Source organism: Caballeronia sp. GAWG1-5s-s (assembly GCF_023631445.1).
Taxonomy (GTDB): Bacteria; Pseudomonadota; Gammaproteobacteria; order Burkholderiales; family Burkholderiaceae; genus Caballeronia.
The window spans coordinates 80,802-93,737 of record NZ_JALQDC010000022.1 but is presented as its reverse complement, the minus strand read 5'-3'; the positions used below and the strand labels follow the sequence as shown (position 1 = coordinate 93,737).

General features: G+C 65.6%; 12 protein-coding genes. 3 read left to right on the top strand and 9 right to left on the bottom strand.

From position 1 onward, the window contains the following. Positions 1-21: 21 nt before the first annotated feature. Both NCR34_RS14735 and NCR34_RS14730 read right to left on the bottom strand, forming a co-directional pair. Positions 22-468, bottom strand: coding sequence for a GatB/YqeY domain-containing protein (locus NCR34_RS14735; protein ID WP_159835794.1), 447 nt, complete (start codon positions 466-468; stop codon positions 22-24). Positions 469-721: 253 nt separating this feature from the next. Then, entirely contained in the window at positions 722-1,948 is a 1,227-nt protein-coding gene (locus NCR34_RS14730; protein WP_250500253.1) for a BaiN/RdsA family NAD(P)/FAD-dependent oxidoreductase, read from the bottom strand. A gap of 93 nt (positions 1,949-2,041) precedes the next feature. Here NCR34_RS14730 and tsaD point away from each other — a divergent pair, with 93 nt between their 5' ends. Then, positions 2,042-3,079: a tRNA (adenosine(37)-N6)-threonylcarbamoyltransferase complex transferase subunit TsaD gene (gene tsaD, locus NCR34_RS14725; RefSeq protein ID WP_250500512.1), complete on the top strand. Its 1,038-nt coding sequence runs from the start codon at positions 2,042-2,044 to the stop codon at positions 3,077-3,079. A 4-nt stretch (positions 3,080-3,083) separates the two neighbouring features. Here tsaD and NCR34_RS14720 read toward each other — a convergent pair whose 3' ends face one another. The 5 genes from NCR34_RS14720 to NCR34_RS14700 all read right to left on the bottom strand — a co-directional run bounded on the left by NCR34_RS14720 (position 3,084) and on the right by NCR34_RS14700 (position 8,020). Beyond that, complete coding sequence (locus NCR34_RS14720) at positions 3,084-3,710, bottom strand: glutathione S-transferase family protein (RefSeq protein ID WP_250500252.1); 627 nt, start codon at positions 3,708-3,710, stop codon at positions 3,084-3,086. 158 nt (positions 3,711-3,868) lie between these two features. Next, the gene (folE2, locus tag NCR34_RS14715) at positions 3,869-4,666 is read right to left on the bottom strand and encodes a GTP cyclohydrolase FolE2 (RefSeq protein ID WP_250500251.1); all 798 of its coding nucleotides are present in this window, start codon (positions 4,664-4,666) and stop codon (positions 3,869-3,871) included. Positions 4,667-4,817: 151 nt separating this feature from the next. Then, positions 4,818-6,728: a 1-deoxy-D-xylulose-5-phosphate synthase gene (gene dxs, locus NCR34_RS14710; protein WP_250500250.1), complete on the bottom strand. Its 1,911-nt coding sequence runs from the start codon at positions 6,726-6,728 to the stop codon at positions 4,818-4,820. A 90-nt stretch (positions 6,729-6,818) separates the two neighbouring features. Further along, complete coding sequence (locus NCR34_RS14705; protein ID WP_248323006.1) at positions 6,819-7,706, bottom strand: polyprenyl synthetase family protein; 888 nt, start codon at positions 7,704-7,706, stop codon at positions 6,819-6,821. After that, positions 7,703-8,020 (bottom strand): exodeoxyribonuclease VII small subunit, encoded by a 318-nt coding sequence (locus tag NCR34_RS14700; RefSeq protein ID WP_250500249.1) that lies wholly within the window; start codon positions 8,018-8,020, stop codon positions 7,703-7,705. The genes NCR34_RS14705 and NCR34_RS14700 overlap by 4 nt, the downstream gene beginning before the upstream one ends. 331 nt (positions 8,021-8,351) lie before the next feature. Here NCR34_RS14700 and NCR34_RS14695 point away from each other — a divergent pair, with 331 nt between their 5' ends. Further along, positions 8,352-9,458 carry an aromatic ring-hydroxylating oxygenase subunit alpha gene (locus NCR34_RS14695; protein WP_250500248.1) on the top strand — a complete coding sequence of 369 codons (1,107 nt, stop codon included), beginning with the start codon at positions 8,352-8,354 and terminating at the stop codon, positions 9,456-9,458. A gap of 103 nt (positions 9,459-9,561) precedes the next feature. Continuing rightward, a complete protein-coding gene (locus NCR34_RS14690) occupies positions 9,562-10,431 on the top strand; it encodes a sulfurtransferase (protein WP_250500247.1) in 870 nt (289 codons plus the stop codon). A gap of 6 nt (positions 10,432-10,437) precedes the next feature. Here the strand turns inward: NCR34_RS14690 and NCR34_RS14685 are convergent, their stop codons facing one another. Next, on the bottom strand, positions 10,438-11,313 hold the full coding sequence (locus NCR34_RS14685) for a dienelactone hydrolase family protein (protein ID WP_250500246.1): 876 nt from the start codon (positions 11,311-11,313) through the stop codon (positions 10,438-10,440). 220 nt (positions 11,314-11,533) lie between these two features. Continuing rightward, positions 11,534-12,913, bottom strand: coding sequence for an NAD(P)/FAD-dependent oxidoreductase (locus NCR34_RS14680; RefSeq protein ID WP_250500245.1), 1,380 nt, complete (start codon positions 12,911-12,913; stop codon positions 11,534-11,536). Positions 12,914-12,936 lie beyond the last annotated feature (23 nt).

The window sequence follows — 12,936 nt, the reverse complement described above, 5'->3', positions numbered from 1 at the left end:
CGGATGCGAGCGCGGGGTCGGTTACTTCGCGAGCGCCGCTTTCACCTGCGCGGAAACGGCGGTCATGTCCGCCTTGCCCGCGAGCTTCGGCTTGAGCACGCCCATGACCTTGCCCATGTCCTGCGGACCGGCCGCGCCCGTCGCGGCGACGGCGGCCTGCACTTCGGCGGCGATGGCATCGGCGGAAAGCTGCTCGGGCATGTACGCGGCGAGCACGGCGAGTTCGGCGTTTTCCTTCGCGACGAGATCGTCGCGGCCCGCGGCCTGGAACTGGCTCACCGAATCCTTGCGCTGCTTGATCATCTTGTCGATGACGGCGGTCACGCCCGCGTCGTCGAGGGTCACGCGATCATCGACTTCGCGCTGCTTGATGGCTGCGAGCAGCAGGCGAATGGTGCCGAGGCGCTCGGTTTCGCGCGCGCGCATGGCCGTCTTCATGTCGTCGTTGATCTGGTCCTTGAGGCTCATCTTTCACCCGGTGCAAATGCAAAAAGAATTTCGGCTGACTTCCTGCGCTGCGAAAGCAAAAGCCCGCTTGGAGACGTTCCTCAAGCGGGACTGTAAGCGGGCCTTCTGGAGCTTGCAGCGATGCGCGCCGCGGGTCGCGTCAGCCAGAGCGAAGAAGCGCGGCAAAAGGCGCGCGAACTCCTTCGATGACCGTCCGAGTATAGCAAACGGGTTTGCGATCCGAGACCGGTGAAACACCTGCCGCGAGGACGGCTCAGGCGACCTTCGCAGCGCCGTGCGCGTACTCCGACGCCGCCTTTCCCGCCGCCACGCCGGACGCCCACGCCCACTGGAAGTTGTAGCCGCCGAGCCAGCCGGTGACGTCCACCGCCTCGCCGACGAAGAAGAGGCCGGGCACGCGTTCGCTCATCATCGTGGCCGACGAAAGCTCGCGCGTATCGACGCCGCCGCGCGTGACTTCCGCCTTGCGGTAGCCCTCGGTGCCGCTCGGCGTGAGCGTCCAGCCGGACAGCGACGCGCCGATGCCTTTAAGCGTGCGGTCGGGGAGATCGGCGAGGCGCGCATCGACCGGCACGCGCTGCGCGTCGAGCCACGCATGCGCGAGGCGCGCGGGCACGTATTCGGCGAGAAAGTTGCCGATCTGCTTGCGCGATCCGGCTTTCGCTTCCAGAAGCGTTTCGGTGGCGTCGAGTTCAGGCAGCAGATCGACGCGAATCGGCTCGGACGGATTCCAGTAGCTCGAAATTTGCAGCACGCCCGGACCCGAGAGCCCGCGATGCGTGAGCAGCAGGTCTTCGTCGAACTCGCCGCGCGTCTTGCCGCTTCCCGTGCTGATGCGCACCGGCAGCGAAAGCCCCGACAGCGCGGCGAACGGCGCCCAGTCGGCGGACGTGAACGTGAGCGGCACCAGCGCGGGCCGCGTATCGACGAGCTTGTGGCCGAACTGCTTCGCGATGCGGTAGCCGAAGTCCGTCGCGCCGATCTTCGGAATCGACAGCCCGCCCGTCGCGATCACGAGCGCAGCCGCGCCGATCGCGCCGGCGGTCGTATCGAGCGCGAAGCGCGCGCCGTCGTGACGGATCGCGTGCACGCTCACCGGACGCCGCCACGCGACGCCTCCCGCGTCGCACTCGCTGCGCAAGACGTCGATGATCGTCTCGCTGGAGTCGTCGCAGAAAAGCTGACCCTTGTGCTTCTCGTGCCACTTCACGCGATACTGCTTCAGCAGCGCGAGGAAATCGCGCGGCGTGTAGCGGGCGAGCGCCGAACGGCAGAAATGCGGATTCGCGGACAGGAAATTGGCCGGCTGCGCGTTGACGTTCGTGAAGTTGCAGCGCCCACCGCCGGAGATGCGGATTTTCTCGGCGAGACGCTCGGCGTGGTCGATCAGCACGACGCGCCGGCCCGTCTGAGCCGCGACGGCCGCGCACATCATGCCGGCCGCGCCCGCGCCGATAACGGCGATATCGAAGGATTCCATGCCGCGCATTGTAACTGCCGCCGGGAAACGCGCCGTGCGGGCCGCTGCTATACTTTTCGGTTCGCTTTGATGCACCCAATGGATCTCACCCACATGCTCGTTCTCGGCATCGAAAGTTCCTGCGACGAAACCGGCCTCGCGCTCTACGACACCGAGCGCGGCCTGCTTTCGCACGCCCTTCACTCGCAGATCGCCATGCATCGCGAGTACGGCGGCGTCGTGCCGGAACTCGCGTCGCGCGATCACATTCGCCGCGCGCTGCCGCTGCTCGAACAGGTGATGAACGAGGCGCGCGTCGAACGCCAGAGCATCGACGCAATCGCCTTCACGCAAGGGCCGGGGCTCGCGGGCGCGCTGCTGGTCGGCGCGAGCATCGCCAATGCGCTCGCGATGGCGTGGGACAAACCGACTGTCGGCATTCACCATCTCGAGGGGCATCTGCTCTCGCCGCTTTTGGTCGATTCGCCGCCGCCGTTTCCGTTCGTCGCGCTGCTGGTGTCGGGCGGCCATACGCAACTGATGCGCGTGACCGACGTGGGCGCCTACGAGACGCTCGGCGAAACGCTCGACGATGCCGCCGGCGAAGCGTTCGACAAGACCGCGAAACTGCTCGGGCTCGGCTATCCGGGCGGGCCGGAAGTCTCGCGCCTGGCCGAATTCGGCACGCCGGGCGCCGTCGCGCTGCCGCGCCCGATGCTGCACTCCGGCGATCTCGACTTCAGCTTCAGCGGCCTTAAAACCGCCGTGCTGACGCACAGCCGCAAGCTCGACGCATCCGGCGGCAATGTCTGCGAGCAGGCGAAGGCGGATTTGGCGCGCGGTTTCGTCGATGCCGCCGTCGATGTCCTCGTCGCGAAATCGCTGGCGGCGCTGAAGAAGACCGGTCTCAAGCGGCTGGTCGTGGCGGGCGGCGTTGGCGCGAACCGGCAGTTGCGCGAGGCGTTGTCGGCGGCGGCGAAGAAGCGGCGCTTCGACGTTCACTATCCGGACTTGTCGCTCTGCACCGACAACGGCGCGATGATCGCGCTGGCGGGCGCGCTGCGGCTCGCGCGCTGGCCGGAGCAGGCCGTGCGCGACTACGCGTTCACGGTAAAGCCGCGCTGGGATCTCACCGCGCTCGCGCGCGCCTGACTGCCTATTTCGGCGGATTGAACGGCTGCATGATGGCTGCGAACACAGGCAGCGTCTCGCAGCGATCCGCGTGACCCATCAGCGACGGCCAGCGCGTTTGCGCGAAAAGCTGCGGATGCGCTTCGCGCGCAAAGCGCAGCGCGCATGCCACGGCGATGTCCGCATGACCGATCGAATCGCCGAACCAGTACGGCGTCGGGCGCGCGGCGCGGTCGGCTTCGAGCACGTCCAGCACGCGCTCGACCTGCCCCGTGCAGCGATCCACCCACGCCTGCGATTTTTCCTTGTGCAGCACACGCTCATAGACGAGCGCGACGGCTTTGTCGGCAAGGCCCGCGGCAAGCGCGCACACCTTCAGCGCTTCTCGCCGCGCTGCGCCCGCTGATGCGATCAGCGCGCGTGCCGGGCCCGCCTGCTCGTCGAGATAATCGAGAATCATCGCGCTTTCGATCAGCACGTCGCCCGAATCGAGCACGAGCGTCGGCACGCGAATCAGCGGATTGAACGGCGCGATCTTGTCGGCGTCGCCGAACACTGACCACGGGCGATGCTCGAACGCCATGTCGTACAGCGTCAGCGCGATGGCGACGCGCCGCACGTACGGAGAATCGTACTGGCCGATCAGGATCAAGATGCCCTCCGTATGCTGTTGAAGGTCGGGAGAGCATTCTACGGGCGGGCGCGTTCCGGAGACAACGGCGGCGAGCCGGACGCCAGCACGCGCCAGGTGCGCATGAAAAAAGCCGGTCGCTCGGACCGGCTTTCGCTCAACTCGACCACCTCGCGCAATCAGCGTTTGTCGCGCTCGATCACCGCATACGCGCTGTGATTGTGGATCGACTCGAAGTTCTCCGCTTCGAGCACGTAGGCGACGATGCGCTCGTCCGCGTTCAGCCGCGTCGCGATATCGCGCACGAGGTCTTCGACGAACTTGGGATTCTCATACGCGCGCTCGGTCACGAACTTCTCGTCGGGGCGCTTGAGCAGCCCCCACAGCTCGCACGACGCCTCTTCTTCCGCAATGCGCACCAGTTCTTCCACCGCGACCTCGCCCGCCAGTTCCGCGGTGATGGTCACGTGCGACCGCTGATTGTGCGCGCCGTGCTGCGAGATCCTCTTCGAGCACGGGCACAGGCTCGTGACCGGCACGAGCACTTTGAGCGTCAGACGCGTTTGGCCGTCGCGCTTCTCGGCGATGAATGTCGCCTCGTAATCGAGCAGGCTCTGCACGCCGGACACCGGCGCGGTTTTCATCACGAAGTACGGCAGCGTCACTTCGATACGGCCCGAATGCGCTTCGAGTTTCGCGAGCATCGACGCGAGCATGGCGCAGAGCGCAGCCTGATCGAGCGGCTCGCGATGTTCTTCCAGCAGCGCGACAAAGCGCGACATGTGCGTGCCCTTCTGTTCGGCCGGCAAATGCACGTCGAGATTCCATACGCCGACGCTCGGCTGAACGCCGCTTTCCGTGCGCACCGACAACGGATGCCGCACGCCTTTCACGCCGACGCGCTGAATCGCGATCTGACGGGTGTCGGGCGTGCTTTGGACGTCCGGCATCACGAAGGCGGGATTCATCTGATTCATGTTTTTATGTCCTATTTGCGCCGACGCTTCACGCGCGTGGCGCTAAACGGTGAAACGCATACGGCGCGGGACGAAGCCCGCGCCGTATGCAAACACACTGCGGCCATTGCCGATGAACGGCGCGCCCCGAGCGCCCGTGGCCGATTGCGCGTCAGGCGACGCGCTTGGTCAGCTTGCCCGCCGCTTCGACTGCGGACAGGAAACGCTCGCGGATGGAGTGCGCGATGCCGGCCGCATCCAGCCCGACGCTCGCGAGCAGCTTGGCGGGATCGCCGTGGTCGATGAACACGTCCGGCAGGCCGAGTTGCAGCACCGGCTTCACGACGCCGCTTGCCAAAAGCGCCTCGACGCACGCGGAACCCGCGCCGCCCATGATCGTGCCTTCCTCGACGGTCACCAGCGCGTCGTGCGTTGCAGCCAGTTCGCGCAGCAGGTCGGCGTCGACGGGCTTCACGAAACGCATGTTCGCCACGGTCGCGTCGAGCTCCTCGGCGGCGGCCAGCGACGGCGCCACCATCGTGCCGAACGCGAGAATCGCGATGCGCTTGCCGGAACCCATCTTCTGCGACGACTGACGGCGGATTTCGCCCTTGCCGAGCGGAATCGCCGTCATCTGCTTGACGGTGGCGACGCCCGTGCCCGCGCCGCGCGGATAGCGCACGGCCGTCGGGTTCGGCTGCTGGAGCGCCGTGTAGAGCATCTGGCGGCATTCGTTTTCGTCGGATGCGGCCATCACCGTCATGTTCGGGATGCAGCGCAGGAACGCGAGATCATAATTGCCCGCGTGCGTCGCGCCGTCGGCGCCCACCAGACCCGCGCGGTCGATTGCAAATACGACCGGCAGATTCTGCAACGCGACGTCGTGGATTAACTGGTCGTACGCGCGCTGCAGGAACGTCGAGTAAATGGCGACGACCGGCTTCATGCCGTCCGCGGCCAGACCGCCCGCGAACGTGACGGCGTGCTGCTCCGCGATGCCGACGTCGAAGTAACGGTCCGGGAAACGCTTCTCGAACTCGACCATGCCCGATCCTTCGCGCATCGCCGGCGTGATGCCGACCACGCGCGAATCCTGCGCGGCGGCGTCGCAGAGCCATTCGCCGAAGACCTGCGTGTAGGTCTTTTTCGACGGCGCGGTCGAGGGCTTGATGCCTTCGGCCGGGTTGAACTTGCCGGGGCCGTGATACAGCACGGGATCGGCTTCCGCGAGCTTGTAGCCTTGGCCCTTCTTCGTGACGACGTGCAGGAATTGCGGACCGCGCAGTTCCTTGATGTTTTGCAGCGTCGGAATGAGCGAATCGAGATCGTGGCCGTCGATCGGGCCGATGTAGTTGAAGCCGAACTCTTCGAAGAGCGTGGCCGGCACGATCATGCCTTTCGCGTGCTCTTCGAGCTTGCGGGCGAGGTCGAGCACCGGCGGCGCGGCGCGCAGCACGCGCTCCACGCCCGCGCGGGCGGCGGCATAGAAGCGGCCCGACATCAGCCGTGCGAGATGGCGATTCAGCGCGCCGACAGGCGGCGAGATCGACATGTCGTTGTCGTTGAGGATGACGAGCAGCGGCAGATCGTCGGCGACGCCCGCGTTGTTCATCGCCTCGAACGCCATGCCCGCGGTCATCGCGCCGTCGCCGATCACGGCGATGGAATAGCGATTGTCGCCCTGCAGCTTGTTCGCGATGGCCATGCCGAGCGCCGCCGAAATCGACGTGCTCGAATGCGCCGTGCCGAACGTGTCGTACTCGGATTCGCTACGGCGCGGAAAGCCCGAAATACCGTTGAGCTGACGCAGCGTCGGCATCCGGTCGCGGCGTCCGGTCAGAATCTTGTGAGGATACGTCTGATGGCCGACGTCCCAGACGATACGGTCGTTCGGCGTATCGAACACATAATGCAGCGCGATCGTCAGCTCGACCGTGCCGAGGTTGGACGACAGATGGCCACCCGTCTGCGACACGCTGTCGAGCACGTAGGCCCGCAGTTCGTCGGCAAGCGGCTGCAGTTGGCGTCGATCGAGGGCACGCAAATCGGCCGGATCGTCGATGGTTTTCAGCAAGTCGTACATCGTCGTCCCATTTTAGGAAAACTGGCGTGATTCGTTCAGCGCGAGTGACTTCTACGTTTCGCGCCGTGGGCTTCGTCACGCGTTCAACAATTAATGCGCCCGGTTCACGACCAGGTCGGCGAGTTCGGCGAGGCGCTGCGCGCGAGCGCCGAACGGCTGGATAGCGGCGTGCGCGTCGCGGCCGAGCTGCGCCGCGAGTTCGCGCGACGCGTCGAGTCCGATGATCGACACGTAAGTCGGCTTGTCATGCTGCGCGTCTTTGCCGGCGGTCTTGCCGAGCGTCGCGGAATCGGCCGTGACGTCGAGAATGTCGTCGACGACTTGGAACGCGAGCCCGACCGCAGCGGCGTATTGATCGAGCGCGGCGAGCACGTCCGCGCCCGGCTCGTCGCCTGCAAGCGCGCCCATGCGCACCGACGCGCGCAGCAACGCGCCCGTCTTCTTGCGATGCATGGTTTCGAGTTCGGGCCGCGACAGCTTGCGCCCGACGCTTTCGAGGTCGATGGCCTGCCCGCCCGCCATGCCGACGGAGCCGCTCGCGACCGCCAGTTCGCGCACGAGCGCGGCCTGCTGGCGGTCCGACAGACCATTGCCTTCGGCCGTCAGCGCGATGAACGCCTGCGACTGAAGCGCGTCGCCGACGAGCAGCGCCGTCGCTTCGTCATATTGAATGTGTACCGTGGGCTTGCCGCGACGCAGCGCGTCGTCGTCCATTGCGGGCATGTCGTCGTGCACGAGCGAATAGACGTGGATCATCTCCAGCGCGGCGCTCGCGGCTTCGACCGCCTGCGCGCTCGCGCCCGTCAGTTCGCCGGCCGCGTGAACCAAAAGCGGACGCACGCGCTTGCCGCCGCCGAGCACGGCATAGCGCATGGCTTCATGCAGACGCGCCGGCGCGACATCGGTGCCGGGAAGATAGTGCTCGAGCGCGGTTTCGACGCGGTCGAGCGTGGCGCGCATCCAGTGTTCGAAGGTCATAGATCGTCGTCCCCGTTGTCGTTCGTCGCGCGTTCTGCGTCGCCGGGCAGCGGCTTGAGCGTCTCGCCGTCGAGCACGCGAACCTGCTGCTCGACTTTTTCGAGCTGTTGTTGGCAAAAGCCGACAAGCGCCGCGCCTCGGCGGTACGCGGCAAGCGATTCTTCGAGGCTCAACGCGCCCTCTTCCATGCGCGCGACGAGCGATTCGAGTTCGGCCAGGGCCGCTTCGTAATTCTGCGGAAGCGGCGAGCTGTCCGCGCCCGGCGCATCGGCGCGGGCTTCTTCGCTTGTTGCGTCTTCTGCGGTCTTCGCCATGAATCGTGGATGTGCGGTGAAAATTGGAACCAAGTCGCACATTCTACGGCAAAAGCCGATTTTTCGACCCGCATCCCGTGCGCGCGACGCGACGGCGACCCCGGCGCACGGCGACGCCACGTCGCGCGGCATGCGGACGACATGCGCGCGGAACGACTCTTGCGCAAAATCAGCTAAATGAGCATTTGTAGGAACTCTCGCGACAATTTATACCCAAAACAAGACCTTATGCGCCCCGGCGAGGCGGATTTCGGTATAATCGCGGGCTCCCTAAATCGAATCTTCGATGGTTGGGTTGTTCACTGCTTTCACGTCTTCATCGGGAGTGGGAATGTCCAATCTGAGCAATGCATTGCAGTTGAAGGCTGTTCATAGTCAACTGCCAGTCACGGCTTACTTTGACGAAGCGCTTCTCACGCGCGAACTCGACGTACTTTTCAAGCAAGGTCCACGCTATATCGGGCACGAACTCATGGTCCCCGAAGCGGGGAACTATTTCGCGCTTCCCGGCGAAGGCGAAGGGCGCGTGCTCGTCCGCAATCAGCAGAACAACATCGAACTGCTGTCCAACGTGTGCCGTCACCGTCAGGCCATCATGCTGAACGGGCGCGGCAGCGCGGAGAACATCGTCTGTCCGCTGCATCGCTGGACCTATGATCTGAGCGGCCAGTTGCTCGGCGCGCCGCATTTCGCCGACAAACCGTGCCTGAATCTCGGCGCCACGCCGCTACAGAACTGGCAAGGCCTGCTCTTCGAGGCCGAGGGCCGCAACGTCGCGGCCGATCTCGCCAAACTCGGCACGGCGCGTCACTTCGATTTTTCGGGCTTCATGTTCGATCACGTCGAAGTGCACGAGTGCAACTACAACTGGAAGACCTTCATCGAGGTCTATCTGGAGGACTACCACGTCGCGCCTTTCCATCCGGGTCTCGGCAGTTTCGTGTCCTGCGACAACCTCGAATGGGAATTCGGCGACTGGTACAGCGTGCAGACGGTGGGCGTCCACAAGAATCTGGAAAAGCCCGGCAGCCCGACGTATCGCAAGTGGCACGACCAGGTCCTGCGCTTTCGCAACGGCGCGCCGCCGGAGTTCGGCGCCATCTGGATGGTGTACTACCCCGGTCTCATGATCGAGTGGTATCCGCACGTGCTCGTCGTGTCGTGGCTCATTCCGCGCGGCACGCAGAAGACGACGAACATCGTCGAGTTCTATTACCCCGAGGAAATCGCGCTGTTCGAGCGCGAGTTCATCGAGGCCGAGCGCGCCGCGTACATGGAAACGGCGCGCGAGGACGATGAAATCGGCGAGCGCATGGACGCGGGCCGTCGCGCGCTCATGTCGCGCGGCGAGAACCAGGTCGGGCCGTATCAAAGTCCGATGGAATCGGGCATGCAGCATTTCCACGAGTTCCTGCGGCATCAGCTCGGCACCATTTGAGCGCAGCGCATCATCGCAAGAGACGGGCTTTCGGGCCCGTTTTCTTGTTTACACTAGGCGTTCATCCACTTCGAAGTCCGTGCCGAAGATATCAGGAGCCGCCATGCCGCACACTCACTACACCACGCTCATTTCAGCGGCCAATCTCGCCCAATGGCTCGCCGACGCGCCCGGCAGCGTGCTCGTCTTCGACTGCCGCTTCGATCTGGCCGCGCCGGAAGCCGGAGAAACGGCCTACGCCGCCGGCCACATTCCCGGCGCGCATTACCTGCATCTCGACCGCGACCTGTCCGGCGCGAAAACCGGCACGAACGGCCGGCATCCGTTGCCGGAGCGCGCGGCGCTCGTCGAGAAGCTCGCGAGCTTCGGCTTGAACGAAGGCCAGCAAGTCGTCGCTTACGACGCGCAAGGCGGCATGTACGCCGCGCGTCTGTGGTGGCTGCTGCGCTGGCTCGGGCACGATTCCGTCGCCTTGCTCGATGGCGGCCTGCAGGCGTGGGAGGCCGCGGGCAAGCCGCTCGACACCGCCGTGCCGCCGAAGACGCAGGGCACGTTCAAGGCTGGCCAGCCGCTGCAAGTGACCGTGGATGCGCGAGCGATCGAACGCAGTATCGGCACGCGCGATCATCTGCTGATCGATGCGCGCGCCGCCGACCGGTATCGCGGCGAGAACGAAACGATCGATCCGGTCGGCGGCCACATTCCCGGCGCGCTGAATCACTTCTTCAAGAACAATCTGACGCAGGAAGGCCGCTTCAAGACGGCACACGAACTGCGCGAAACCTTCGCCTCGCTCATCGGCGAGACGCCCGCGGATCGCGTGGTGCTGCAATGCGGATCGGGCGTGACGGCGTGTCATAACGCGCTCGCGATGGAAATCGCGGGGCTGCACGGCGCCGCGCTCTATCCCGGCTCGTGGAGCGAATGGAGCGCCGATCCGGGCCGCCCCGTCGCGACCGGCGCGAATCCCTGATCCGTCTTACTTGACGCCGTGCTCGCGGAACCACGCGAGCGCGCGCTTCCAGCCGTCTTCCGCGTCGGCCTTGCGGTAGCTCGGACGATAATCCGCGAAAAACGCGTGCGGCGCGTCGTCGTAGACCACGAACTGCGAGCCGCGCGCGCTCGGCGGGCCGTTCGCGATGGCCTGTTTCATCTGCTCGATGGTGTCCTGCGGGATGCTCGGGTCCTGCCGTCCATATAGGCCGAGTACGGGCACCATGAGTTCGCCAGCGTTGTCAATCGGATTGCTTGGCGAATTCGCCGTCTTGTTGCCGGCGAGGCGCCCGTACCACGCGACCGCCGCCTTCACGCGCGGATTGTGCTCCGCGTACAGCCACGTGATGCGCCCGCCCCAGCAGAAGCCGGTAATGCCGAGCCGCTTGAGATCGCCGCCGTGCTCGCCGGCCCATTTGACCGTCTCGTCGATATCGGAGAGCACCTGCGAATCCGGCACCTTGGAGACGATCTGATCGTTGAGTTGCTGAATCGACGGATACACCGACGCATCGCCTTGCCGCGTATAAAGATCCGGCGCGATGGCCAGATAGCCGAGCTTCGCGAAGCGGCGGCAGACATCGGCGATATGCTCGTGCACGCCGAAAATCTCGTGGATCACGATGATGACCGGCAGATGCGTCTTGCCGAGCGGCTGCGCGCGATACGCCGGAATCAGCGTCCCGTCCGCGCCGCGCACGCCGATCGCGCCGGCTTCGAGGCCGTCGGCATCGGTATGAATGGTCTGCGCGGAGACGGGCAGCACGGCGGCCGCGAAGCCGGTGCCGAAAGCGGCCTTGATGAAGGTGCGTCGATCGAACGGAACGCGCGGGATGAGGCTGTCGACTTCGGGACTCAGCATACGAAGCTCCTGCGGCAAGCGCCGCCAACGCGCCGCCGATGCGGCTCGCTCGTCGTCGAGCCACAGCCGCACCGATGGCACTGAACCGGAAACCGCGCTGGAACGTCTCAGCACGGCGCTACACGACCAGACACGGGCGGCAAGCCGCATCGCCCGGGCGCGCACGACAGCGCGCGTGCCGCTCATTCTAAACAGCTTTGTTCCGCAAGCGCTTAAGCGGTCAGTGCAGCTTCACACGCGGCGCGGTGGACCGGCGCAGCCAGTGCGCGAAGGTATCGAGCACCATGCGCGCGTAGCCATGCAGCGCCGCGACGTGCAGCCGGTACAGCGACATGTACATGAAGCGCGCGAAGAGCCCTTCGATCAGCATGTTTCCGCCGATCAGCCCGCCCATCAGATTGCCGACCGCGCTGTAATGCCCGAGCGAAACGAGCGAGCCGAAATCGCGATAGGTGTATTCGGGCAGCGGCTTGCCGTCCATGCGCCGCGCGAACGCCTTGAACAGAAAGCTCGCCTGCTGATGCGCCGCCTGCGCGCGCGGCGGCACGTTGCGCTCGTTGCCGGGCCACGGACAGGCCGCGCAATCGCCGAGCGCAAAGACGTTGTCATCGATCTCGGTTTGCAGCGTGCGGCGCACGATCAACTGACCGAGGCGATTGGTCGGCAGGCCGTCGAGTTGCGACAGGACCGCGGGCGCCTTGATGCCGGCCGCCCACACCGTCAGGTCCGCGCGAATGATCTTGCCGCTCGCCGTGCGGATCGAGTCGCGCGAGACCTGCGCGACGGTCTCGCCCGTCATCAGCTTCACGCCGAGCTTCGTGAGCAGTTCCGCCGTGGCGGTCGACACGCGCTCCTGCAACGCCGGCAGAATGCGCGGCCCCGCTTCGATCAGCAGGATGCCGATGTCGTTCTTCGGATCCAGCTTGTGCAAGCCGTACGCCGACAGCACTTGCGCGGTGTTGCGCAGTTCCGCCGACAGTTCGACGCCCGTCGCGCCCGCGCCGACGATCGCGATCTGAATGCGCGGCGCGGCTTCCACGACGACCGGCTCCTGCGCCGCCCCTTCGACGGCCAGTTCGGGCACGACGTGCTCGGCGCGCATGCACGCGGCGATCAGCCGTTTGCGAAAAAGCTCCGCCTGACCGACCGTATCGAGCGCAATCGAATACTGCTGCGCGCCCTCGACGCCGAAGAAATGCGTCGTGCTGCCGATCGCGATCACGAGCGTGTCGTATTCCAGTTCGCGCTGGGGCAACAGTTCGCCGGCTTCGTCGTCGCGCAGCGCGCCTATCGTGATGCGCCTTGCCGCGCGGTTCAGGCCGATCATCTCGCCCTGCTGAAACTCGAAGCCGTGCCACAGCGCCTGCGCCGCGTATTCCAGTTCCTGCGTGAACGGGTCCATGCTGCCCGCCGCGACTTCGTGCAAGAGCGGCTTCCAGATGTGCGTCGGATTGCGGTCCACGAGCGTGATCTGCGCGCGCGGCGCTTTGGCGTCCGTTTTGGCGTCGGCCTTGCCTTCGCCCGAACCGAAGCGGTCACCGAGACGCGTCGCGAGTTCGAGACCGCCCGCCCCGCCGCCGACGATAATGAAGCGATGCATGAAGAGCTCTCCCTTTGCCTGAT

Coding starts and splice junctions, on each gene's coding strand:
- NCR34_RS14680 (WP_250500245.1), bottom strand. CDS start 12,913: ATGCATCGCTTCATTATCGTCGGCGGCGGGGCGGGCGGTCTCGAACTC.
- NCR34_RS14730 (WP_250500253.1), bottom strand. CDS start 1,948: ATGGAATCCTTCGATATCGCCGTTATCGGCGCGGGCGCGGCCGGCATG.
- NCR34_RS14695 (WP_250500248.1), top strand. CDS start 8,352: ATGTCCAATCTGAGCAATGCATTGCAGTTGAAGGCTGTTCATAGTCAA.
- NCR34_RS14705 (WP_248323006.1), bottom strand. CDS start 7,706: ATGACCTTCGAACACTGGATGCGCGCCACGCTCGACCGCGTCGAAACC.
- NCR34_RS14735 (WP_159835794.1), bottom strand. CDS start 468: ATGAGCCTCAAGGACCAGATCAACGACGACATGAAGACGGCCATGCGC.
- folE2 (WP_250500251.1), bottom strand. CDS start 4,666: ATGAATCAGATGAATCCCGCCTTCGTGATGCCGGACGTCCAAAGCACG.
- NCR34_RS14685 (WP_250500246.1), bottom strand. CDS start 11,313: ATGCTGAGTCCCGAAGTCGACAGCCTCATCCCGCGCGTTCCGTTCGAT.
- tsaD (WP_250500512.1), top strand. CDS start 2,042: ATGCTCGTTCTCGGCATCGAAAGTTCCTGCGACGAAACCGGCCTCGCG.
- NCR34_RS14690 (WP_250500247.1), top strand. CDS start 9,562: ATGCCGCACACTCACTACACCACGCTCATTTCAGCGGCCAATCTCGCC.
- NCR34_RS14700 (WP_250500249.1), bottom strand. CDS start 8,020: ATGGCGAAGACCGCAGAAGACGCAACAAGCGAAGAAGCCCGCGCCGAT.
- dxs (WP_250500250.1), bottom strand. CDS start 6,728: ATGTACGACTTGCTGAAAACCATCGACGATCCGGCCGATTTGCGTGCC.